The organism is Tunturibacter psychrotolerans (genome assembly GCF_040359615.1).
GTDB classification, from domain to species: Bacteria; Acidobacteriota; Terriglobia; order Terriglobales; family Acidobacteriaceae; genus Edaphobacter; species Edaphobacter psychrotolerans.
The window spans coordinates 517,644-540,747 of sequence record NZ_CP132942.1 but is presented as its reverse complement, the minus strand read 5'-3'; the positions used below and the strand labels follow the sequence as shown (position 1 = coordinate 540,747).

Annotated in this window: 23 protein-coding genes; 14 read left to right on the top strand and 9 right to left on the bottom strand. The window is 55.3% G+C overall.

Annotated features, from left to right (window positions below; all coding sequences use genetic code 11):
• Nucleotides 1-128 precede the first annotated feature (128 nt).
• Genes RBB77_RS02050 through RBB77_RS02040 form a run of 3 tightly spaced genes read left to right on the top strand, consistent with a single transcriptional unit; the run spans nt 129 to nt 1,912 of the window.
• The gene (locus tag RBB77_RS02050; protein WP_353064521.1) at nt 129-503 is read left to right on the top strand and encodes a hypothetical protein; all 375 of its coding nucleotides are present in this window, start codon (nt 129-131) and stop codon (nt 501-503) included.
• Nucleotides 504-510: 7 nt separating this feature from the next.
• The gene (locus RBB77_RS02045; protein ID WP_353064520.1) at nt 511-1,176 is read left to right on the top strand and encodes a TetR/AcrR family transcriptional regulator; all 666 of its coding nucleotides are present in this window, start codon (nt 511-513) and stop codon (nt 1,174-1,176) included.
• A gap of 52 nt (nt 1,177-1,228) precedes the next feature.
• On the top strand, nt 1,229-1,912 hold the full coding sequence (locus RBB77_RS02040; RefSeq protein ID WP_353064519.1) for a YukJ family protein: 684 nt from the start codon (nt 1,229-1,231) through the stop codon (nt 1,910-1,912).
• Nucleotides 1,913-2,026: 114 nt separating this feature from the next.
• Here RBB77_RS02040 and folP read toward each other — a convergent pair whose 3' ends face one another.
• Nucleotides 2,027-2,947 (bottom strand): dihydropteroate synthase, encoded by a 921-nt coding sequence (gene folP, locus RBB77_RS02035; RefSeq protein ID WP_353064518.1) that lies wholly within the window; start codon nt 2,945-2,947, stop codon nt 2,027-2,029.
• 238 nt (nt 2,948-3,185) lie between these two features.
• Between folP and dacB the strand changes: the two genes are divergently transcribed.
• Genes dacB through RBB77_RS02015 form a run of 4 tightly spaced genes read left to right on the top strand, consistent with a single transcriptional unit; the run spans nt 3,186 to nt 6,065 of the window.
• A complete protein-coding gene (gene dacB / locus RBB77_RS02030; RefSeq protein WP_353064517.1) occupies nt 3,186-4,844 on the top strand; it encodes a D-alanyl-D-alanine carboxypeptidase/D-alanyl-D-alanine endopeptidase in 1,659 nt (552 codons plus the stop codon).
• A gap of 29 nt (nt 4,845-4,873) precedes the next feature.
• Complete coding sequence (locus RBB77_RS02025) at nt 4,874-5,218, top strand: c-type cytochrome (RefSeq protein ID WP_353064516.1); 345 nt, start codon at nt 4,874-4,876, stop codon at nt 5,216-5,218.
• The gene (locus tag RBB77_RS02020) at nt 5,215-5,592 is read left to right on the top strand and encodes a hypothetical protein (RefSeq protein ID WP_353064515.1); all 378 of its coding nucleotides are present in this window, start codon (nt 5,215-5,217) and stop codon (nt 5,590-5,592) included. The genes RBB77_RS02025 and RBB77_RS02020 overlap by 4 nt, the downstream gene beginning before the upstream one ends.
• A complete protein-coding gene (locus RBB77_RS02015; RefSeq protein ID WP_353064514.1) occupies nt 5,589-6,065 on the top strand; it encodes a DUF4442 domain-containing protein in 477 nt (158 codons plus the stop codon). Before RBB77_RS02020 ends, RBB77_RS02015 begins: the two co-directional genes overlap by 4 nt.
• A gap of 293 nt (nt 6,066-6,358) precedes the next feature.
• On the opposite strand, the gene RBB77_RS02010 is transcribed toward RBB77_RS02015, so the two are convergent.
• Nucleotides 6,359-7,453, bottom strand: coding sequence for a hypothetical protein (locus RBB77_RS02010; RefSeq protein WP_353064513.1), 1,095 nt, complete (start codon nt 7,451-7,453; stop codon nt 6,359-6,361).
• Between the two features lie 237 nt (nt 7,454-7,690).
• On the opposite strand from RBB77_RS02010, the gene lipA reads away from it, so the two are divergent.
• Nucleotides 7,691-8,677, top strand: a complete 987-nt coding sequence (gene lipA / locus RBB77_RS02005) for a lipoyl synthase (protein WP_353064512.1) — start codon at nt 7,691-7,693, stop codon at nt 8,675-8,677.
• Between the two features lie 54 nt (nt 8,678-8,731).
• A complete protein-coding gene (locus tag RBB77_RS02000) occupies nt 8,732-9,142 on the top strand; it encodes a TniQ family protein (protein ID WP_353064511.1) in 411 nt (136 codons plus the stop codon).
• A gap of 64 nt (nt 9,143-9,206) precedes the next feature.
• Here the strand turns inward: RBB77_RS02000 and RBB77_RS01995 are convergent, their stop codons facing one another.
• Nucleotides 9,207-10,832 carry a rhamnogalacturonidase gene (locus RBB77_RS01995; RefSeq protein WP_353064510.1) on the bottom strand — a complete coding sequence of 542 codons (1,626 nt, stop codon included), beginning with the start codon at nt 10,830-10,832 and terminating at the stop codon, nt 9,207-9,209.
• A gap of 230 nt (nt 10,833-11,062) precedes the next feature.
• On the opposite strand from RBB77_RS01995, the gene RBB77_RS01990 reads away from it, so the two are divergent.
• The gene (locus tag RBB77_RS01990) at nt 11,063-12,607 is read left to right on the top strand and encodes a protein adenylyltransferase SelO (RefSeq protein ID WP_353064509.1); all 1,545 of its coding nucleotides are present in this window, start codon (nt 11,063-11,065) and stop codon (nt 12,605-12,607) included.
• A gap of 117 nt (nt 12,608-12,724) precedes the next feature.
• Here RBB77_RS01990 and RBB77_RS01985 read toward each other — a convergent pair whose 3' ends face one another.
• The 3 genes from RBB77_RS01985 to RBB77_RS01975 form a co-directional block, all read right to left on the bottom strand.
• Nucleotides 12,725-13,375: a Crp/Fnr family transcriptional regulator gene (locus RBB77_RS01985; RefSeq protein WP_353064508.1), complete on the bottom strand. Its 651-nt coding sequence runs from the start codon at nt 13,373-13,375 to the stop codon at nt 12,725-12,727.
• A gap of 257 nt (nt 13,376-13,632) precedes the next feature.
• The gene (locus RBB77_RS01980) at nt 13,633-15,237 is read right to left on the bottom strand and encodes an oleate hydratase (protein ID WP_353064507.1); all 1,605 of its coding nucleotides are present in this window, start codon (nt 15,235-15,237) and stop codon (nt 13,633-13,635) included.
• Between the two features lie 38 nt (nt 15,238-15,275).
• The gene (locus RBB77_RS01975) at nt 15,276-16,298 is read right to left on the bottom strand and encodes a universal stress protein (RefSeq protein ID WP_353064506.1); all 1,023 of its coding nucleotides are present in this window, start codon (nt 16,296-16,298) and stop codon (nt 15,276-15,278) included.
• Nucleotides 16,299-16,678: 380 nt separating this feature from the next.
• Between RBB77_RS01975 and RBB77_RS01970 the strand changes: the two genes are divergently transcribed.
• Complete coding sequence (locus RBB77_RS01970; RefSeq protein WP_353064505.1) at nt 16,679-17,023, top strand: carboxypeptidase-like regulatory domain-containing protein; 345 nt, start codon at nt 16,679-16,681, stop codon at nt 17,021-17,023.
• 51 nt (nt 17,024-17,074) lie between these two features.
• Here RBB77_RS01970 and RBB77_RS01965 read toward each other — a convergent pair whose 3' ends face one another.
• Nucleotides 17,075-18,784 (bottom strand): SulP family inorganic anion transporter, encoded by a 1,710-nt coding sequence (locus RBB77_RS01965; protein WP_353064504.1) that lies wholly within the window; start codon nt 18,782-18,784, stop codon nt 17,075-17,077.
• A 351-nt stretch (nt 18,785-19,135) separates the two neighbouring features.
• Between RBB77_RS01965 and RBB77_RS01960 the strand changes: the two genes are divergently transcribed.
• The 3 genes from RBB77_RS01960 (at nt 19,136) to RBB77_RS01950 (ending at nt 20,677) form a co-directional block, all read left to right on the top strand.
• Nucleotides 19,136-19,789 carry a BON domain-containing protein gene (locus RBB77_RS01960; RefSeq protein ID WP_353064503.1) on the top strand — a complete coding sequence of 218 codons (654 nt, stop codon included), beginning with the start codon at nt 19,136-19,138 and terminating at the stop codon, nt 19,787-19,789.
• A 105-nt stretch (nt 19,790-19,894) separates the two neighbouring features.
• Nucleotides 19,895-20,125 (top strand): hypothetical protein, encoded by a 231-nt coding sequence (locus tag RBB77_RS01955; protein WP_353064502.1) that lies wholly within the window; start codon nt 19,895-19,897, stop codon nt 20,123-20,125.
• A gap of 69 nt (nt 20,126-20,194) precedes the next feature.
• Complete coding sequence (locus RBB77_RS01950; protein WP_353064501.1) at nt 20,195-20,677, top strand: universal stress protein; 483 nt, start codon at nt 20,195-20,197, stop codon at nt 20,675-20,677.
• A gap of 148 nt (nt 20,678-20,825) precedes the next feature.
• Here RBB77_RS01950 and RBB77_RS01945 read toward each other — a convergent pair whose 3' ends face one another.
• Nucleotides 20,826-21,860 carry an NAD(P)-dependent oxidoreductase gene (locus RBB77_RS01945; protein WP_353064500.1) on the bottom strand — a complete coding sequence of 345 codons (1,035 nt, stop codon included), beginning with the start codon at nt 21,858-21,860 and terminating at the stop codon, nt 20,826-20,828.
• A 221-nt stretch (nt 21,861-22,081) separates the two neighbouring features.
• Nucleotides 22,082-23,014 (bottom strand): amidohydrolase family protein, encoded by a 933-nt coding sequence (locus RBB77_RS01940; protein WP_353064499.1) that lies wholly within the window; start codon nt 23,012-23,014, stop codon nt 22,082-22,084.
• Nucleotides 23,015-23,104: the final 90 nt, after the last annotated feature.

Genomic DNA, 23,104 nt, shown 5'->3' with positions numbered 1-23,104 from the left:
TTCGAGAGGGGTATCTGGGCTCAAAAAGAAAATAATGAACGTGTTCAAAATAGTGCTTTACGCTGTTGATAAAGAAAGCTAATCTCATAATTGAACATGTTCAAAATTGTTGTAAAGGAGAATTAACTATGATCGTCGCGAGCTGCTACTTCAGCTATCTCGTTATAAGCATTGCGCTTACTTTTTGGGTTGCGCGTACCCTTCATCGGAATGGCCGGGTATTTCTGGTGGATGCGTTTCGCGGTAACGAAGCGCTGGCGGATTCCGTAAACCAGTTGCTGGTGGTTGGGTTCTACTTGATCAACATCGGTTATATCGCGCTGGCGTTGAAGACGACCGACCCACTTTCCAATTTCCGACAGGTGATCGAACTGGAGAGTGTCAAGATAGGAGTGGTGCTGCTGATTCTTGGAGCAATGCACTTCTTTAACATTCTTGTCTTTGCGAAGATGAGAGGCCGGTCAGCCGGCTTGGGCTCAGCGCCGCCACCGCGGATTGCGTAAGTTCTCAATGACGAAGATCAAGAAGTCCGAAGAGACGCGCACACGAATCCTTGAGGCTGCGCTTGCTGTGTTTCGCGAGCGCGGCTTTGAGCGTGCCACGATGCGTGAGATTGCCACAGCGGCTGAGGTGGCGGTTGGTGCGGCTTACTATTACTTCGAGTCGAAGGACGCGATCGTCATGGCGTTCTATGAGCGCTCGCAGAGTGAGATGAAACCCCGGATCGAGGCTTCTCTGGCTCAGAGCAAGACGTTAGAGCAGCGCTTGCAGGCGATTATTTCAACAAAATTTGAATGCTTTGGACCAAACCGGAAGCTGCTAGGTGCACTGTCTGCTCATTCTGATCCGGAACATCCGCTTTCGCCATTTAGCAAAGAAACCGCGGCGATCCGAGAGCAGGACATCGGTTTCTTTGAGAGTGCGGTTGTAGATTCCAAGGTCAGGCTGCCCGTCAATCTCAAGCCTTATTTACCGCGCCTGCTGTGGATGTACCAGATGGGTTTGATCTTATTCTGGGTGTATGACCGGAGCGATGGCCAGCGGAGGACGATGCTGCTTTATCAAAAAACCTTGAAGATGATTCTGGTGACGCTGAGACTGGCTGGGCTTCCGTTGCTGCAACCTCTGCATCGTCTAGCTGCGGAGTTGCTCGAGGTGGTTTACGCGGAAGAGTAGATCTTGATTGCGTGCTGTTGCAAGCGATTGAAGAAAGAGAATGGGAGGGTCTATGCCGATTACTAATTACAGTGTGCTGGCGGGGAAGCCTACGGCGGGGAAGGTGGTGACGGGGGCTAGTACGCACTACCAGATCACAATGCAGGCTCCGGGCGGCCCGTTTACGGTGGCGGTCAATATTCAGTCCGTGGATGGGTCGGAGGTTTTATATGACATCGTTGAGGACTTTACGCCGCCGGATCTGGCTGAACTGACGGCGTTGCCGATGGGGATGACGGCGTTGAAGAGTGAGCCGGGTGGGTCAGCGTTGGATTTCGTGCGGAGTACTGTGAACGGCCAACCGATGATTACGAAGGAACAGATGATTCTGTTGCCTCAGGCGACGACGAAGTCGAGGGGGAACGCGGAGGAACAGATGGTGCAGCGGGCTCGGGCAAAGGCGCTTGAGAATGCTGTGGTGACGCTGCTGAATATGACGGTTGCGGATAAGGATGGCGTGATCTATGCGTTCGGCAGCTCGTTTTCCGACTCGGGGAAGGTGGATGGGATCCACGATATTCATATGAATCAGGGGAATCCGGTGGGTGGTAAAGGGGGCGGATTCAGTAAGGATAACGGCGTGTGGCAGGATGGGGCGCTGTTTATCAATCTGCCGTCAAAGGGGACTTGGACTGGGGTGTTTATTGCATTTCAGACGGAGAGTTGGAGCACGGATTCGTCGGGGAATCCGGTTTAAAGGCGCGTGTCCTGCCGGACGGGCCCACTGCGCGTGGCGCGGTCACTTCGTGACTTGTGTACCTGTTTTGGGCGGATTAAGGATGTGGTCCTCCCTTTGGTCGGAGATGAAATTTTAGAGGGTTGCTAGGATTTGGTCGGCGATGGCGGCCGCCTCTGCTGCGGGGCGCACGTCGTGGGTGCGGAGGATGTGGGCTCCGGCGAGGATGGCGGCTACGTTGGCGGCGGTGGTGGCGTGGAGACGGTCGTCCATGGAAGGAGTTGCGCCCTCGAGAAGGATAGAGAGGCTTGGGCTCTGGGCCAGGGTGTGGGCGAGAAAGCCTTTGCGGGAGACGCCGGCGAGGAGCGGAAGATCGAACTGCTTGAGTTGGTCGAAGTGCGCGAGGAGTGGGTAGTTTTCGTCGAGGCGCTTGCCGAAGCCGAAGCCCGGATCGAAAACGATTCTATTGCGCGAGATGCCTGCGGTGGTGGCGGCTTCGAGTCGCTCGGCTAATTCTTTGAGGACAAGAGGAAGGACCGCTTCGGGGGGGAGTGGCGGGAGAGTGGGCCAGTCCTGCGGGCGGCCTCGGGTGTGCATGAGGATGGCTCCGCAGCCTGACTGGGCGCAGGCTTTCGACATATCGGAGTCCCAGAGATGGCCGCTGACGTCGTTGATGATCTCGGCTCCGGCTTCGATAGCGCGGCGAGCGGTGGCGGCGTGGAAGGTGTCGATGGAGAGGATGGTGTTGGGTTTTTCTTTGAGGATGGATTCGACGACTGGGAGGATGCGGGATTGTTCTTCGTCGGGGGTGAGAGGAGTTGCGTTGGGGCGAGTGGATTCGCCGCCCAGGTCGAGGATGTCGGCGCCCTCTTCGAGGAGCTTGAGGGCTTGGGTGAGGGCTCTTTCGGGGGCGTGTTGGGGGGAGTAGAAGTAGCCGCCGTCGGAGAAGGAGTCGGGCGTGACGTTGAGGATGCCCATGAGGATGGTCCGCTTGCCCAGCGGGAGTGTGCGGGTGCGGAGTTGCCAGTCGTGATGGCGGCGCGGGGTGAAAGGCATGGTTGGATTTTAGACTTGTCTTTGCTGAACGTCCCCACTGCGCGTGGGGCGGGCGTTCGCACGCCCTTTTAAAGCTTCGCGTGGCCCTCCCGTTGGTCGGGATTATCTTCACTCTGACCAACGGGAGGACGTAACGTTTCATACAACCGAGGGAAGGTATACCCGCCACGAAGTGGCCGCACCACGCGGAGTGGGTCCGTCCGGCAGGACAGGCTTTGCAGGATGCTAGACTGCGCGGATGGCGAGGCTTCTGGGATGGATCGTGGTTTGTTTGCTGGGGACTCAGCCGCTTTGTGCACAAACGCAGGGTGTTGGGTGCGATGGGCCGGTGGTGCTGAAGGATGGTCGGAGCGGGGCTTGTACAGAGTTGGCGCAGACGATTGCCGGGTTGCTGGAGGAGCCTGCGGTCGCGCGGGATCATTGGGGGATCGCTGTCGTGGGGATGGATGATGCCCCGATTTATTCGGTGAACGAAGGGCAGCTGTTTCAGCCAGCCAGCAACGAGAAGTTATTTACGACAGCTGCAGCGATGGCTTTGCTGGGCGAGAAGACAACATATCAGACGAAGGTTTTGGCGCGGGGCGTTTTTGCTGACGGTGGCAAGTTGACGGGACATCTTGTGCTGGTCGGAAACGGCGATGCAAATTTGTCGGGAAGAGTGTTGCCGTATGTCGCGCCGGTGCCGGGGCAGAAGGCGGCTGCGGCCGACGAGGGTCCTGTGCCTTTGCGGTATCTGGAGGAGATGGCGGATCAGGTGGCTGCGACTGGGTTGGAGAGTGTCGAGGGCGACGTGATTGGGGATGACACGGCGTTTCCGTGGGAGCCTTATGCGCAGGACTGGGTTATCGATGATGCTGTCTGGGGATATGGCGCGCCGGTGTCGGCTCTGTCGATCAATGATAATCAGATCAAAGTGACGGTGACGCCTGGAGATGTTGTGGGGGCGCCTGCGAGCGTGGAGATCGATCCGGCGGTGCCGTATTACACGCTGGATACCGTGGTGACTACCGGGGCGGTGAAGAGTGGGAGCACGGTGCAGATGGAGCGGGCGCCGGGATCGAAGGTGCTGCGAATCTACGGGACGGTTGGATTGCGTGGGCAGCCGGATGTGGAGGAGATTGCGATTCAGGATCCCGCTGAGTATGCGGCGGTGGCCTTGAAGGGAATGCTGGAGGCTCGTGGAATTCATGTGAGTGGAGTGGCGAAGGCACGGCATCGGGTGTTGTTGGATGCGGAGAGTTTTGGCCGCGAGTCCGGTGCGGTGGGGGAGGCGACAGGTGTGTCACCACAACAGAGAATTGAACCGGCAGATGATGCGGCGTTTGAGGTTGCGATGCGGGGCGAAGAGAAGACCCTGGCGACTCATACGTCTGTTGAGCTTTTGCAGGACGTTGTAGTGACGAACAAGATGAGCCAGAATCTGCATGCGGAGTTGCTACTTCGCCAACTGGGAGCGGCGCGAGGGAGAGATGGGACGATTGCGCAGGGTGCGCGAGTGGTGCGGCAGTTTTTGTTGAGTGCAGGGATTGATAAAGATGATTTTGTTTTCTTCGATGGGTCGGGGTTGAGTGGGCATGATCTTGTAACGCCGCGGGCTACTGTGCGGCTGTTGCAGTATGCGGCGACGCAGCCGTGGTTTGCGGATTGGAATAGCAGTCTGCCGGTGGGCGGAGTGGATGGGTCGCTGGAAGGGCGGTTTATGAAGGCTCCGCTGAAGGGGAAGGTGTGGGCTAAGACGGGGACGCTGGGAGAGGCGCGGGCGTTGAGTGGATATGTGGAGTGTGCGAGTGGGCGTACTGTGATTTTTTCGATCATGGTAGGGAATCATCTGCCGCAGACGAATGCGGATCGAGATGTGACAAACAAGATTGTGGCGGCGATTGCGGCAGCGAATTGATTTCACGGAGCGGATGAGAGAATAAGGGGATGATTCGGGTTCTTTCTTTGTTCATTTTGGTGGGGGCTCTTGTTGGATGTAAGTCGGTTGCGCCGCCTACGCCGCTGGGGGATTTGAATGCTCAGCAGATGCATGGCCATGCGGTGTATGAGGCACATTGTGCGCAGTGCCACTATGACCGTAAGAATGCTGCGTTGCATGGGCCGGCGATGATTGGAGTTTTCAAGAAGCCGTATCTGTCGAGCGGCGCTCCGGCGAACGATGAGCGCGTGACGGCGACGATTGTGCATGGGCGAAACCTGATGCCGGCGATGGGAAATACGCTGGATCAGCAGGATCTGGATGATCTGCTGGCGTATCTGCATACTCTATGAGCGAGAACGAGGAAGTAAGAAAACTTGAAGCGCGAGCGCATGGGATGCTGCCGGGTGTGGCTGGGATCTCACTGTTTATGCTGGTGCTGACGATGGTGAATGCGTTTGCCGCGCTGAATGGGAAGTTTGGCGTGGGAAGCGCGAAGTATGGTGTGCTGGCGCTGTGCACGCTGCTGGCGGCGGGAGTGTTTGGGTTGCTGCGGTTGCGGCGTTGGGGATGGGCGCTGGTGCTGGGTGGATGTCTGACGCTGTGTTTGGGGAATCTGTTTGTGTTTGAGAAGACGCACGCGGGGCCTTATCTGGTGCAGGGTTTGTTTGCGCTGGTGTTCTTTCTTTACCTGGTGCGGACGGAAGTGAGGGACCGGCTGCGATGAGCTGGTGGCTGCGGCATATCGGGTGGTGGCCGCCGTTGTTTGGGACGGGGATCAAGGTGACGCGGCTGGATGAGGATCTTCGTGCGATTGATGTGGAGATGCCGCTACGGCCGTGGAATCGCAACTATGTGGGGGTGCAGTTTGGCGGTTCTTTGTTTGCGCTGACCGATCCTTTCTACATGGTGATGCTGGCTACGAATCTGGGTCCGGAGTATGTGGTTTGGGATAAGGCGGCTTCGATTAAGTACAAAAAGCCTGGATTGGGGCGGGTTCGGGCGGAGTTTCGTTTGACGGCGGAGAGGCTGGGGGAGATTCGGGCGGCGGTGGATAGTGAGGGGCGGGCGGACGTGCGGTTTGTGGTGGAGGTGAAGGACGATGGGGGTGGGGTGGTCGCGGAGGTGGAGAGGGTGATCTATTGCGCTACGAAAATTGCGCATGAGGAGAGAAAAAAATTGCGGGGTGGTGTGGGGTGAGCTTTTGGTGATTTTCTGATGTTTTTGAAGGGGGTTGTGGGGAGAATGAGGTTTTGGGTGTGGTGTTTTGGTGGTGAGTTTGTGGTGGATTGATGGTGCGAATGTGGTGCTTCGCCGCGTGTTTTTCAGGGCTGAAAATTACGCCAACTTCTTCACATTTATTTTGGGACCCGCGAGGTGAGGGTCTGATTGTGTCTTTGGGGAAGTGCTCGCGTTATGCGCGAATGCCCCACAGCTCAAGTTGAGAGTAGGGCATTTGATCGCGGGCGAGGCGGAGGTAGCTCCGCGGTCGCTTACTTTGTTGCCTGGGTATTCGGCGGAGCGGGTTGATTCGCGCTTGTCGTCGTCACCACGGCTGCGATGGGAACGCACGGATGCGGGGCGGCTACCTGGCCGGGTAGCGTGGGGGCACCTGGAGCGCGCATCTGCCCGGCGGGGCATCCTTGCAGGAGTGGCACTGGCCGTAGATCGGCGGGCAGGGGTGGGGCTTCGGCTGAATCCTTCTGGTCATTCTGCTTCGAGCCCGGCCACGCGTAGGGAGCTACGCGGATCGGCCCGTAACCCATCACCGGGAATTTGGTCGGTACCGTGAAGTTTTTGTCTACGAGTACAAAAGCAGACTCCGGCGCTTTGCCAAGGAGGCGTTGGTCTGAGGTCAACTGCACAATATGATCGTTCACGGTTACAGTAAGGGTCTTGTCGTCGAAGGCCTTCTTCTGTTCGACTGCGGCGGGGAATGGAGCGTTCGAGACGACCGTGGTGCCGACGCCGGGGACGTAGAAGTAAATGTACTTGAGATCTTTGATCTCGTAGTTGAGTGCTGCTTTGCCTGTCATTCCATCGACGGTGAGTGTTCCGCGAGCTATGGATACGGAGACGAGTTTGGGGGGTTTCTCTTTTGAGGGGTGCAGCTTCTTCCCGTTTTCGTCGTAGCCGAGGTTTTCTTTGGTCTGCATGACGGGCTTGTTGTGCTCATCGAAGAGGGGGTGTCCGAACTTGTCGCGCTGCTGCTTGACCGGCGGATTGAACATCAGCTTTCCGTCGGGGTCCTGGCGCTGATTCCCTTCTTCGTCGAGCATCGGGGTTGGCGACAGGATGACCAGAGTCATGGGCCCTGTGTACTCCTGCTTCCCTTTCTTGCCCTTGGTGGCGGGTTTGGGTTGCGGCGCCGAGGAGGCGGCGGCTTCTTTCCCATCTGCTGTTGAAGCGACGGTTCTTTCGGGATCGGATGCGGGCTGTGTGGCGTCGGTTGGTGAGGCCGGTTGAGAAGACTGCGGGGTGGTGGAGGGCGCAGGCTGAGGTTCCTGTGCCAGAGCGCGTCCCGACGAGGAGAATGCCAGCGCGAACGCAAGCACTCCAGAAAGTGATCCAATATTGGTCCGCATCATGAGGCTCCTCCTCCGTATCTCTCAGATGTGTAACGGTCTGGGACACGTATCGATCCCAAGAGTCGGCTATTGAGGAGGATAGTCGTGGATTCGAAACTGCCCGATCACCCACCGTGGTGACTCGCTACAACTTTGGTGCCATGACGATCCTGGTTGTGCAATGCGAGATTGTCCGATGCGAGGGTGTGGGGACGGCCTGATCCGCTTGGTTGCGCGGGGTTGGATACAATGGAAGGGATGACTCCTCCGGTTGAACAGTTGATTGCGCAGAGCACCTCTGAGCTGGTGCAGATCGATCTGACGCCGCGGAAACCTGCGGCCAAGCCCGCGTGGCTGAAGGCGAAGGCTCCGATGGGGGAGACGTTTCATAACCTGAAGAAGATGGCGCGGGAGCTGAACCTGCATACTGTGTGCGAGAGCGCGCAGTGCCCGAATATTGGGGAGTGCTGGAATCAGAAGTCGGCGACGTTCATGATGCTGGGGAATCTTTGCACGCGGCGTTGTGGGTTTTGCGCGGTGCCGAAGGGGAAGCCGGAGCCGATTGATTTCGATGAGCCACGGCGGGTGGCGTATGCGGTGGCGCAGCTTGGGCTGGCGCATGCGGTGATTACGAGTGTGAACCGCGATGACGATAATGTGGGCGCGGCGCGGGCGTTTGTGAGTGTGATTGAAGAGATTCGGATGCAGGCTCCGGCATGCAGGGTTGAAGTGCTGACGCCGGACTTTCAGGGGAACGAAGAGGCGCTGCGGATGGTGGTGGCGGCGCGGCCGGAGATTCTGAATCACAATATCGAGACGGTGCCGCGGCTGTATCGGGTGGCGAAGTCGGGCGGCCGGTATGAGAAGTCGTTGCGGTTTTTGCAGCATGCGAAGGAGCTTGCTGCGGAGATGTTTTCGGATCGGGATGGGGATCAGATTGTAACCAAAACAGGCATTATTGTTGGGATGGGCGAGGAGATGCACGAGCTGCTGGCGGTGTTCCGCGATCTGGCGGATCGGAAGGTGGATATTCTAACGATCGGGCAGTATCTGCGACCGTCAAGAGATCATCTGCCGATGGCTCGGTACTATACGCCGGAAGAGTTTGCTTTTCTGAAGCATGAAGCTGTGGGGATGGGCTTCAAGCATGTGGAGAGCGGACCACTGGTGCGGAGTAGTTATCATGCGCAAGAGCAGGCGGAGTCGACGGGGCTGGCTGTCAAATACAACGCTAATTCGTACTGAACAACGATAATTCGTACCAGTACGAAATAGCGTTGTACGCCAGCCAGATAAGGGGTGACGAAAGTGTCAAATCTCTTACCATGGCACCCACGCCGTCTTAACGACGAGATTTTGTCTTCCTGGATTCTCAGGGTTGCAGCAGGTAATTACGTGTCCGTCACAAGCCTTTGTGAGTGGCTTGGGAACAACCAACCTGTTGCAGCGTTGGATCGCATGGCGTACACAAGTCCGTTCATAGACTCCCTCGCAGAGTCGATTGGAGTCGAAAAAGAACAGGTAATCGAATGCCTTCCTTCCAGCCTTCATGGAGTGTCTAGGACACCGGTCTATCGATCAACGGGGGGAACCGCGCCCATGCCGTGGCATCTGTGGCAAGACGGGTCATACGGTGCTATGGGTAACCAGTTTTGCCCAGCTTGTCTTGGGAGAAGGCTCTTGCCGCCTGCGACGCCGAGCGTGCAGTGAAGACAGTTTATGCCATTGGCTCAGAGCAACAAAACGTAAGAGCGGGCAACAGATCTGTCGTACCTTAGAGTGTTTGATTGACTGCCCTGTCCAGAACCGCGTCCTTGGCGGCGCGGCTCAGATTGACGCGTATATCTTTAGCGTGGCGTAATGCGAACGCAGGCGGTGAAGTTGGAGCCGTGATCGCTAAAAAGTCCGCGCGCTCCACATCTTCTAGAACGAATGCGGGCCGCCCATCCGTTGCCATAGGAGCGATCTCAACATGGCTCATCTCAAGGTTGCGCAGGTGCCGCAGGAGAAAACCATGCGCTGGCATGGGACCGAATACACCCGGATCCGGATATTTGTCCACCCCCTCAGGCGGCGTGATCTTTGCTTGCTCGGGGCTAATCCCGCCCTTGTGCTGCATGTAGAAGTTCGCGATCTTGATATCTTCTATAGGGTAGCCTGGAATCCCTGAGAGGATGTTGCCGATGCTCGCGTCTGAGTTATAGGACACGATGTTAGAGACCAGGATGCGACGTAGCGTGCCCACTTTCGTTGAATCTTTCGGTCCACGAAGTCGCGCACCGAGGCGAAAGAACAAAGGCCCGTAAATCAGGTTCCGCATGCTGATGTTAGAGATGGTAATGTCTTCGCACAAAGCTCCATCTTCACTCTCAAGCGAAAGGCTGTTGCAACCCTCAAAGACGCAGTTTGTGATTGTGATGTTCTTAAATCCGCCGTTCGACTCCGTACCGCATTTGATACGGCCGGTCCGATAGATGTTCTCGCCCGACGGGAAGATCTTGTAGCTTCCGTCGAGTACACTGCCTAACTGGTAGTAGCCGGTGACGGTGCACCCAGTAATAGTGACGTTTTCCGTCGCTCGTGCATAGCCGAGCGCATAGCTCGACTTGGGGCAGATGCCGTCATCCCAGGGCGAGTTCACCGTACAGTTTGAGACGTGTACGTTCTTGCAACAATCCAGATCGATTCCGTCGCGATCTGTGTCGATGGTTATGTTGTCGACGGTCAGATTGTCCACGCCGGTAAGCAACAGGCCGAAGTGGCCACCCTTGAGGATACTGAAATCGCGAAAAATGACATTGCGGCAATTCTTGAGAGCAATGGTTTTGTTGCCAACGCCATCTTGTTCTGCTTCGTAGATCGGATAGTCGCCACGGCGTTCACCCTTGATCCATCCGCCGAACGAAAGTCCTTTGCCGTAGATGAGTCCAGGACCACTAATACTTACGTTATGGAGATCCTCTCCCCAGATCAGCGAATTGTGCCAATGGTTATGGCCGTAGTCCTGGTAAGCGTCGTAAGCGGTCTTCGGTTCCGCAGCATCGTACGTCCCTCCCATCTCGCCTGTCGTCTGACCTGGCAATGGGGAACCGGCAGCGAGGATGGTTACGCCTTGCGAGATATACAGATGCACCCGGCTGCGGAGACGTATGGAAAAACAGAGATAGGTCCCAGCTGGAAATACGACCGTCCCGCCACCAGCTGCGGCGGCGGCGTCGATCGCTGCGTTAATGCCCGGGGAATCCAAACTTCTGCCCGATCCGGTCGCTCCATAAACTCGTACATCGAAAAACAAAGGAGTCATCACAGGACTGTTAGCCTGGCCAAACACCGAATTGTCGGTGAGCCCGGCGAGGGCAAACGGCGCGAATTTGAGTATGTTGCGGCGCTGGTTATCCATTCGAGTAAGCTTATCAAGCCCGAAACAAAGAGACCCTCGCTTCATACGAGCACGCAATCGAATGGTCAGATCTCCTGCACCTCGTCGTTTCGTTCCATCTGCCAAAATTCGAAGAAATGCCTAGCTGGAAGTTGGCCCGTTCTTATATCGTTGTCCATCATTAACGAGAAATCAACGTCGTATATCGACCTGAGCCGGAGCGATTCCAACGCGCCGACATCCAATGAATCATGAGTTCACCAGATCTTCCCGCAATGGCGTTACCCGACACCTCCAACTCCGACCGCCAGGCCGTCCGTCTCAGCTTCGATAACACGTATGCGAAATTACCGGAACGCTTCTACGCCCGGGTAAATCCCACGCCGGTAGCGGCTCCACGCCTCGTGAAGCTGAATCTGGAATTAGCTCGTAGTCTTAAGCTCGACCCACACGCGCTGGCAAGTGAACAAGGAGTGCAAATCCTGGCGGGCAACCGAATCGCCGAGGGGTCCGAACCCCTGGCGCTAGCCTATGCCGGGCACCAGTTCGGATACTTCGTACCGCAGCTCGGCGACGGCCGTGCCAACTTGTTAGGGGAGTTGATGGGGCCTGACGGCGTGCGCTACGACATTCAACTCAAGGGCTCCGGTCCGACTCCCTTCTCCCGCAGGGGCGACGGCAGAGCCGCACTCGGTCCAGTCCTGCGCGAGTACATCGTGAGTGAAGCAATGGCGGCGCTGGGCGTGCCGACCACCCGCGCCCTGGCCGCGGTCACCACTGGCGAACGGGTGTTTCGCGAAACAGTCTTGCCCGGAGCCGTTCTGACCCGAGTCGCGACCAGTCATCTCCGGGTGGGCACCTTCCAGTACTTCGCCGCTCAGGGTGACACGGAAGCGACACGCAGCCTGGCGGACTACGCAATTGCCCGGCACTATCCTCAGGCCGCAGCTAGGAAGCGGCCATATCGGGCATTGCTGGATGGCGTAATCACTCGGCAGGCGCATCTGGTGGCACAGTGGATGCTCTTCGGCTTCATCCACGGTGTCATGAACACCGACAACACCTCCATCTCGGGCGAAACAATCGATTACGGCCCTTGCGCCTTCATGGAAGCATACGAGCCAGACAAAGTGTTCAGCTCCATCGATCATCAGGGACGGTACGCCTATAGCAACCAACCACGCGCCGCACTCTGGAACCTGACGCGTCTTGCCGAGACGCTGCTGCCCATTCTGGAATCCGAGGAGGGTAGCGAATCGACCGCCATAACCTCGGCCAACGAGGCACTCGCTGCCTTCGATCTCATGTTCGCAGCCGCTCGCGCCGCCGGCTTGCGTCGCAAGCTCGGCCTCTTCACGGAACTCGAAGGTGACGCAGCGCTGGTCGAGGATCTGATGCAGCGGATGGCCACTAACGGCGCGGACTTTACCCTGACCTTCCGCCGGCTGTGCGATGCTGTCGCCGGACCACAAGGAGACGAGGAAGTACGCTCCCAGTTCGCTGACGGAGGGGCCTACGATTCATGGGCTGCTCAATGGCGCCGACGCCTCGGGAAAGAGCCCGTATCCGCGGAGGCACGCGCTACTGCCATGCGCTTGGCAAATCCGGCATACATCCCACGGAACCACGTCGTGGAGGAGGCACTAGATGCCGCCGTCGAGCGCCGGGACTTCCAGCCATTCGAGGACTTGCTTAAGATCTTGTCACATCCCTATGAGGAAAGGCCGGGCTTGGAACGTTATGTCACGCCAGCCAGCCCCGAGGAATGTGTCCGACAGACTTTCTGCGGCACATAAGTAGTCGGGCCGCGAGAGATTTGACACCTTCGTCACACCTTATCTGACTGGGCATATCACTCTACTAAAAGAAGCTAGATCGTTTCTTCGATGAAGTCGGTGATGGGCGTCACAGTTCTAAACGGCTAGCCGTTCCAACCTTTCAGGAGCAAGAATCAGAATAGAAGATCCTCGCATCTGGATAAGCTCTTCCTTCTTGAAGCGGGATAACATTCGAGTGACCGTTTCGCGTGAACTGCCGACAATATTCGCAAGCTCTTCATGCGTGAGCGCCATGGTAAAGCGCATCTCGAACTTACCGCAGGTCGCCGCGGTCTTTCCCCAATCCAGCAAGACGCCAGCTAGTCGCCCCGCTGAGGAGCATGACAGAGCAAGGCGACGAGCATCGAAGAATGCTGCTTTGTAGTCGTCAGAGAGTGCCTTGGCCGCATGTAAGCTGCCCTCGCCATGTTTCTCCAAGAAGGAAAGAAAGTCATCGCGAGGAATGCTCTTGATCTGTGTGGGTTCAAGAGTTTCGCCAGTCACTTCGTAAGCGGAACCAGAGATGACTGCTCCGAGACCCAAGACGTCACCGGGCATGGCGATCTTCAGGATGAGCGTTTTGCCTTCTTTAGAGGTACAGAACAGCTTTACCTGGCCCGTACAGATGACAAAGACCCCATTGCTGCGTCCGCCTTCATTGAAGAGGGTTGTGCCGCGGGCAAAGCTCGTTTCGACGCCAATAGCTGCGTAGTCCGCAAGTGCGGCTCCGTCCAGGTTGCAAAACATGCGGAAGGAGCGGTGTTCACAGTTGATGCAATCCAGTGGTTGTGGACGCCGCGCTGATAAAGTTGGCAAGGGGTGGTCCCCCGATCCATAGGAGAGAACCCTATGGATGCGACTATATACCTCTTGCTTGAGGGTTCGGCGTGTATTGCAAATCTATTACCTAACGCTTCGTCTGCTGATTATCTTTTCGCCAAAGACGCCGCTAACCCCTATGTTTATGCCTCGACCTCACGAACTCAGCAGTCGCAGAAGAGTAACTAAGTATTAATTGCGTGAAGAGCTTCGAACGCCCTAAGGAGGATTCGGGGATCATGGTTGCCTTTGAAGACCGGCGGTACAACGCGATTGAGACCAAGGAGCGAATATACCGCCGTCTGGGCGGAGCGAACGGAATATTCAACTGTGAATACGACATCGTCCGGGAGTTCGCAGAATTGACCTACGAAGGCAAAGTTCTTCGCGCCTTCAGGCCTGACCTTTGGTCGGTCGCCCTTTTCCCGGCATAAAAACTGGCTTGTGATAAAGGGCATCATGCATGGTATGCAGATGCAACTTTCAAGAATGTTATCCATTTGTGCCTCGGCGCGAAGATGACCCAGTAGTTCCGTCATGATTTCTTGACCGTTGCACTTTGACATGGGTTTTGCGACGAAGTTCCCGGGCTCATCGACGTGCAAACCGTAGCCCCAGAAGACATTCACTCCTGCAGGCTGACCAATGAAGTGTGGTTGGTGTGGCAGCACGATCGATGCCAGCCAGTTGGAATCGGGAAACGTAATGAGGCCTCCCTCGCCCGGGGCATTGCCGGTGTGATCTCGAATAAGGTCGAAAAAGGTTGAGTTTTGAAGAGTAGTTGTAAAAGAAACCCACTTCGACTCATCTATGTGAGTGGAAAAGTTTTCCGGATGGCCAAAATCCAACTCGCGCTCCACTATCCTTTCCCATAACGTCCAAGCTCCTCCGTCTCGCTTGTCTTTCGAGATCGGTGCTGAACTCATCGAACCAAGGCTCGATCCCTCCGTCATGGAACCGAGCGTAACAACAACTAAGTCACTTTTTTTCACCCGTATCTCTTCTCCACGCCCGTCGTGCTGATAGGAGATGCGTTCAACCGATCTTCCTTCATAGTCATGGCAGAACGCGAGATCAGCAACTTTGGCGTTGAAGACGAATTGCACGCCACGCTGCTCCAGCCACCTACTCAGAGGGCGAACCATCGAATCGTACTGGTTATAAACGGTTCGCATAATGCCATTCAGCTTGCTGAAGCCCGCTACCATGTGAGTGAACCTAACCAAATATCGCTTGAACTCAACAGCACTGTGCCAGGGTTGAAAGGCAAAGGTCGTACACCACATAAACCAGAAATCCGTACTGAAGAAGCTCGAATCGAATTGATGGGCGATGCTCGTTCGTCCTAGCATCGCTTCAGGCTCGAGCTCCAGGCGTTCGATAGTACGGATATGTCTGTCACTCAGGCCGAAGTCAGGAGTGTCGACTGCTTTACCGCCGCGGAAGAGGCGGGATCGGGAAGAGGTCTTCATCGTCTCGTTCCATTTGAATATTTCCTGAGTAACTGTTTGAGTCTCGTCAAGCGTCGGGATCGTTGAGAACAGGTCGTAAGTGCAGACATACTTGCTCTCGATCATCCGGCCGCCGCGCATAACGTATCCCCGTTCAGAGTCTCCGGAGGCGTCTAGACTTCCTCCGAGCTGAGGCGACTCCTCAAAGATGCGGATGTTGTGTCCTTTGAAGTTGCCATCACGGATCAAGAAGGCTGCAGCTGCCAGCGATGCCATGCCGCCGCCTATCAGGTAAGCAACAGCGTCGACCTGAGTGTGTTTGTTTTGCATGGACATCATCTCTCTCATGGGACTTAGGCACTGAATAGAACACTTAGCTATTGATGCGAGGATGCTTGAAGCATCGATGGTTCCCCTTCGTTTACGTTTTGCTCATCTCGCATCGGATCCGGACTGCCTGCCTCATGCCCCAACGGAAACGCCACCGTAAGAACAGGGCAGGGAGCTTCAGCGATGATCCGGTAGGCAATATGCGCCGGTATATGTGAGGCCGCTAAAGATGCTCGACGAACACCAAGAACGATCAGCATGGCTTCGTTAGCGCGAGCATAGTCGACGACCGCACTAGAGATTTCACTACCGTAGGTGACTGCACATATCGGTGGACCGACCTTATCCTCCACCGTTGCCACCAGATGATGTAAAGCCTCGGTGATGATCACAGGGATAATTCCCTTATGAAAACTGTCTTGAACTCCTCTGGGTAACACATGCAAACAATGCAGCGACAAATTCATCGAAGAGCAGAACGAAGCAGCAATTTGTAGTGCTTCTGTCGTTGCGCTGTGAAAGTCTGTTGCGAATACCACGGCCCCTGAACCGCCAGCGTCCCCTGGTTTTTGCGAAGCTGCTCGGGGACCGACCGTGAACACAGGACAACTCGCTCTTCGTAGGACGGCTTCGGCAGTCGAACCGAAAACAAGACGCTCGAAACCGTGAATGGACCTCGTTCCCAACACGATGACGTCGATGTGTTCGATCTCTGCTGTTTCGAGAATGGTGGAATGAGAGGTTCCATTGCCTATCTTGCCATCACACTTAATACCGGATCGCCTCGCTTCTTGTATCAGATTTTGGAGGCCTTGCTCCGCATCGTGATAGAAGTTATCAAGTTCAAGCAACATTCCTCCGGATTCGGGAGGATTGGCGTTGGCATAATCGAAGACATTGAGGATGTAAAAATCCGCCTGAAAGGACAGACAGAGCAAACGCGCGGCCTGGAAAGCTGCCCGAGAAGCCGCGGAGAAGTCTGTTGCAAGAAGCACTCGCCTCGGTAGGAAATTAGCCACAGCAAACACATTTCTGAACGTTGGACATAAAGTGCCTCTCGAAGCAGGCACTCCAGATCGCGAATGCCTGAGACTTATTTCTTCCTAATTAGACCTGTCAACTCTCGAACGGTCTGTGACGGCGGTCACTGTCGAACGCCTAACGACAGAGGCTGCTTGGAGGACTTAGAAGGGTCACTTCCACAAAATCTTCGGTGATCGCTATCACATACGACGGGATACAAAAGGCTCATTCTCGCTACTGAGGCTCTCGATGACATCTATATCCAAGCTTTTGACGTCCCCGACGGGACCATCTCGAACACAGTGCTCATGCCTTGGCCCTTGCACTGGCTATGACAGCAGCAGCAGCTGTCCACCCCTCATCGTCTTAGCCGTTCTCGCAAACTGTGATACTTCAGTTCTGGTCATCAATGCAACGGAGATCTGCAATGAACACTAGATTGCTCGTCGCAGTGTTGGCGGTTATGGCCCTCTTGCTACGCGGCACCCCCCTGTCTGGGCAACCTTCTTTACGCAACCTGACTGGAACAGTGCAAGATCGACACCATGAACCCTTGAACGATGCGGTAGTGGAGATCGAAAATGAAAATACGAAAGGCGTCACCTCCTACATCACCGATCGAAGCGGGCGATACAGCTTCAAGCGGATCCAAGGCGAAGTTGATTACCGCGTCTGGTTCACCTACCGCGGGCAAAGATCAGGGGTTAGGGAGTTGAGTCAATTCGACGATCATCATAACGCAACAATTAATCTTGTGCTCAAGAGTCATTAGATTCCTGACGTTATCGCGATCCTCGTTACAGCTCCGGCGTAGACAGCTACTTCAAAGAGGCAAATGTGCCATTTCGCGTGCAATCTCAGGTCCTATTCCGCCAAATTCTGCCTGAATTTGATTAGCGCGCGACAGCGCCCCTTGAACGTGTGGTAACACGTTCAAGGGGCCCACCTGTTTGAGGAAGTCTGAATTAGACAGCAGTCGTGATGGCTGATTCCTGGCCCCGCAGAGCAGAAGCGTCTTATCTGCCTTCCTTAGCCGGTGCGAAAACTGTTCCAAGGCATGAATGCCAGTCGCATCGAGTGCGGTCATGTTCCGTAGGCGCAGAATTACAACACTTCCAAATTCATCAAGATTCTTCGTAGCTTCAGCGAGCTTTTCCGTCGTGCCGAAAAGAAAAGGCCCATGTATACGCAAGATGGTGACCGCTGAAGGGATGGTCTTCCCCTGAAGAATGTGTGCCTCCCCGTCCTCCAGATACTGTGGAGTGACCGATTCTACTGTTGTTGTCTCTGCGACGCGGTGTATGTAGAGCAGAGCCGCGAGCGCCATGCCGACTCCCACGGCCACAGTCAAGTCAGCAAACACAGTCAGAGTAAACGTCGTAAACCAGACCGCAATGTCTGCCATCGAAAGCCGAAGAATGGTGGCGATCTCACGCCACTCACCCATGTTGTAGGCCACAACAAAGAGGACCGACGCGAGCGCCGCGAGGGGAATGAAACGTGCCAGGGGAGCCGCGACTAGCAGAATGGTAAGCAGGGTTAACGCGTGGATTATCCCGGCAATCGGAGTCAGAGCTCCCGAGCGAATATTAGTTGCCGTACGCGCAATCGCTCCGGTAGCGGGTATGCCACCAAAAAGGGGAGACGCTATATTTGCGATTCCCTGAGCTACAAGCTCCATGTTGGAGTTGTGCCGATCCCCGCTCATTCCATCAGCGACGACGGCCGATAGCAAACTCTCCACCGCCGCGAGAAGAGCAACAGTAAAAGCCGAAGGAAGCAGAGCAAGGATGTGTGCTGACTGAAAGCTGGGTATCGCGAAGCGAGGAAAGCCTTGAGGGATTCCCCCGAATTTGCTGCCAATCGTCTCGATAGGTAAGTGAAAATAGGCGGCAGCTATTGTTGCAAGAAAGAGCGCAACGATAGAACCGGGGACGCGCTTGGTGATGCGTGGCCAGAATACGATCACCACTAGTGAAGTTGCGGCAGTAGCAACCGTCTGCCACTGCGTGCTCCCGACATAGTGGACCAACATCTCCATTCGAGACAGGAGGTCAGACGGTACTGGAGGCGTTCTTAAGCCTAGAAAATCTTTGATCTGTGTGGATGCGATGAGAAGTGCAATCCCATTGGTGAAGCCGATGATAACCGGGCGTGGGATGTACTTAACCGCAGTCCCTAAACCGGTCAATCCCATGATCAGAAGCAAAATACCTGCCATGATCCCTACAAGCGCCAACCCGGATAGGCCGAACTTCACCACAATTCCCGCGACAATCACAACGAACGCGCCGGTAGGGCCACCTATCTGCGTCCTCGAACCGCCTAATGCCGAGATTAAAAACCCGGCGACTACTGCCGTGTAGATGCCCGCCTGAGGTGGGACGCCGGAGGCGATGGCAAAAGCCATGGCTAACGGCAGAGCTACAAGTCCCACCGTTATTCCTGCGACGAGATCCTGAGCGAATTGTTTCGCAGTGTAGTCATGTAGACATTCAATCGATCGCGGAATCCATTGATTCAAGAGCTCCATTGAAACCCTTCTAGGCGGCACCATCCAAGTTATGTAATGAACAAGCAAGTTGAGAGATGCATCGCGCAGCGCCTGGAAGTCAGTCTACGCTTTACTAGTCGCCAACTTGATAAGCTGTGCCACGAAGCGGGTGCTTCTTCGCACAAGGAGAAGCTTCAGTTGTGACAGTACAACTTCCTAAGACGTGGCAATTCATTAAGCTTGCAGCCGTGTGACGGCTGTCACTGACATGTTCGCTTAGAGATCCTAAGCTCAGTCTCAGACAGTCAGCAACGAGCTTGGTTGGGCAGCTTTTTAGTCCATCAGCAAGTTCACAACAACCGCTCAACGCTAATACTCTCAAGGAGCTTTATGAAAACTGATTCCATGTTGCAGCAGGATGTCATAGATGAGTTGCTTTACGAACCTGGGCTTGACGCGTCGAACGTTGGCGTTGTGGCGAATGGCGGTGTTATCACTCTTACAGGCACGGTGCCAAGCTATCCAGGCCGATATGCAGCCGAACATGCGGCAGAGCGTGTCGCAGGGGTGAGGGCGGTAGCAGACGAGACCAAGGTCGACCTTCCTTCGCTCCATAAGAGGAGCGACCAGGACATCGCGGCCGCGGCTCTGAACGCAATGAGCTGGCAGGTGCGAGTGCCCTCAGGTGCGATTCAGGTCAGAGTCGATAACGGTTGGGTCACACTCGACGGTTCAGTCGATTACAACTTCGAGCGGCAGGCAGCAGAGAACGCGGTTCGGCACCTGACGGGTGTCATCGCGGTCAATAATCTCATCATCCTCAAAGCTGCGGTCTCAGCTTCAGGCCTGAAAAAGGATATTGAGAGTGCCTTTGGGCGAGCGGCCCAGGTCGACGCCTCGCATATTGGCCTAAAGGTGATGGGGAACAAAGTTGTGATGAGTGGAAATGTGAGCTCATGGGCAGAACGACGCGAGGCAGAGCATGCCGCGTGGTCAGCGCCTGGAGTCTGGCAGGTAGAGAACAACCTGCAAGTTGCGATCTAGGATCCGCAGTTGTAAAACTCGCACGGATGCGGGGGGAGAAACATCAACACGCATCTGTGATTATCTGGCTCGGTTCTGCTCGAGGAATTGATTTAGAAGGATGGGATGCTCATCATGCTAAAACCAATCGACTATCCAGAAATGTATGTGATTTCTCAAGGCCTCCCAGCGCTTCAGCTACCCACCGGAGGCAGCCTGCAACGTCAAAGCACGCTTCATATCGGGGCGCTCGAGAGCACTCGCCCGGCCACTGCCTACGATGCGCGGGCATTTACATCCGCCGAAGGCGTAGGGCTGGTGAGGATCAATTCCCGTTGGCTCAATCGCATGCGCTGATTCCCTCACAGCTTCCCGGATGCATCCTGGATGCACTACCCCTAATGACGTACACGAAGAGGATCGATCATGTCACACGATGACAAAATGCAGCTTCACCCTAAGAAGATTCTCCTCCCGGTCGACTTCAGTCCTTCATCCGATGCCGCGCTTAAGACCGCGACGGAGTTCGCACAGCACTTTCAATCGCAGCTCGTGTTACTCAACATCTTGCCCGTGATCCCGATTGTCTCTGCCGACGAGTTTTCCAGCTGCTACTTTCCTCAACAGGAGTTCTTGGAGGAGGCGAAAAAAAAGGCATCAGAGCGATTGGCTACGTGCACTCACCATCTTGCCGGGATGGGTGTGCAGGCCTCCTCTCTGGTCGAAGTCGGAAACGATATCGTGGGGAATCTCTTGATGGTGATCGATCGGGAGCACATCGACATGGTTGTTATTTCCACACATGGTACTTCCGGATGGAGACCCACTGTCTTCGGATCGATCGCCGAAAAAGTCGTAAGACTTGCGAAGTGTCCGATTCTTCTACTACGAAGTGCCAAAGCCGGATGAACTTCGAGATTGCTTGTATCAGTCTTGGCCAACCTCTTCGCTCGGGCGAAATCACTAACTGACGCGGATTACGACGGACACCGGTAACCTTCGCGTGTAGGGCAAAGCGATCTGACGGACCAACATAAAATCAACCTCCGTTCAGGATTCAGCCTGCCGCCACTAGAGAGCTTTTGTTGTGCGATTTGTCACCGTTAAAAGGCTTTCGCAGAAGCACTCTAGGTTTTATAGGGTCATTGATTATTCCCGCTGATCGCAATCCATTTCGATACTCGGCCAAGACCTCACCCAGATACCTCAAAGTGCCATCGAGCATCACATCTGTAGATCCCGCGATATGTGGCGTGACAAAGATACGTGGCTCCCCGAGAAGTGGGTTCTCTCCGCTGAGAGGCTCATCTTTCACCACATCCAAACCGGCCCCAAAGAGGTGGCCGCTCTTCACTGCCGCCAGCAGAGCCGGTTCATCCACCAAGGTCCCGCGACCTACATTGACCAACACCGCATTCTTTTTCATTGCCGCTAGTACCGTTCCATCGATCATGTTTTCATTTTCTGTCGTTCCCGGAATGGCCAGGACCACATAGTCAGCAGCCGCCGCTGCGATCTTCAACTCGTGGCGTCCATATGCTCGAACTCCATTCGGCGCGTGCTCCGGGTGATCATCGACGCCCGTCAAGATCATCCCGAATCCTCGGAGCCTTTCGATCAGCAGATCTCCGATTCCTCCGAGCCCTACAATGCAAGCGGTCTTGCCGAAAAGCGCCATATTCTCTTGCAGCTTCTCGGACCGGTCCTGCGGGGTGCCATGTGTAAAGGAAAGTTCTTCATTCAGCCTGCGAGAGGCTGCAAGCATCAACAACACAGCAACTTCAGCCACCGATTCACCATTGCCGGTCTTCGTCGTAGGCGCTGCTCCCACCCAGACGCCAGCCTTCGTTGCCGCATCAACATCCACTCCCTCGTACCCAGCAGAGGCCATCTGGATCAGACCAAGGTTCGCTTGTGCTTCCATTTCCGTAGACACGACTCTATCGAAAGCAATGATCACCTCCAATTCCGTCGATGGAGCCTCCTCATCCGGCTGCCATTTAGAAAACTCGTCTCGTGAGTGGTCCAACTGAAGTCGCCTAAACATCTCCAGAGCAAATGCATTCTGCTTTCCGAAAAATCCGATCTTCATGACCAGCCTCAATCCCAATGAAGATTCCGACAGCTCAGTCTGACGGACCAACATAAACCCATCTCAGTTCAGGATGCTGCTCCAGCTTCTGGATCATTGTCCGCTCAGGAGACGGACCGATCCTTGAAGCTACCTCTGCGCGACTCGATTTGTCGCACCTGCTCGATGGCAACCTGCCCCCGGGACCTTCTACATGGTTCCGGGGGGCTCGCGTATCGAGACTAAGCAGCTTGGGAAACGAGGCGAGGTGCACTCTCAGCCAAACGGAGCAAGGCGAGTGTATTGGTTGAGAAAATTTTCTTGCGATCTCCAGCATCGGGGATCGTTTCGTTTACAAGATCGATGTGCAACTTTGGGCTCATTGGAACCGGCCCGAAGTCAGTTCCAAACAGTATGCGGTCAATACCGCACATCTCGACCATGGCCTTGAGGCCGATCGCGCTGGGACCCATCGTATCCACATAGATATTCGACTTGAAGTACTCCGAAGGCTTACGAAGGTTCTTATCCGCTTTGTGGATCGGAGGGTTCTGGATGCCTTTGTAGTTCAACTCCCAGTTCCAATCGAGTCTGCAAATCACGGGTGCGAGGGCCCCGCCCATGTGAACGAAAAGAACCTTCAGCTTTGGGTATCTATCGAAGACGCCGCTGTAGATCATGCGAGCTGCCGACAGCGCCGTATCGAATGGCCGGCCTACGGCTTCGATGAGCCTATACTGCTGCATTGCAGCAGCGCCTATCGATACCAGTGGTGGATGAATATGAACGAGGACATCCTTATCCTGAGCGTATTCCCATAGCCACTCGGCTTGGGGCGAATCGAGGAAGATCTGATCTGTACCGCTTCCATAGCTGGTTGAAATGCTGATAGCGCAGGCTTCTTTGTTCGAGATTAGCGGATCAATCACATCACGCGTATTCTCTTCCAGAGCATGAGCGTTGGCCATGCAGGCAACGTCCTCGGGGAACCGATCCCGAAGCTCGAAGGACTCGTCATTCAAAAACTTGAGCGTGTCCACGGTGTTCGTTTTAATGATGTGTTGGGCGAAGGTCTCTACCTCCCCGCCATAGCTGTTTATGCAAGAAGACACCCCACTCTGCCGCTGAATCTCCATCGAATAATCAACGTCAACCGACTCGCGATAGAAAAACATCTCTCCATCATTGGCTTGCGGCAACGGTTTTGAATCGTCAAGGCCTATATTTTCGACAAATTTTTGACGCAGTTTAGGCCCGAAAATGTG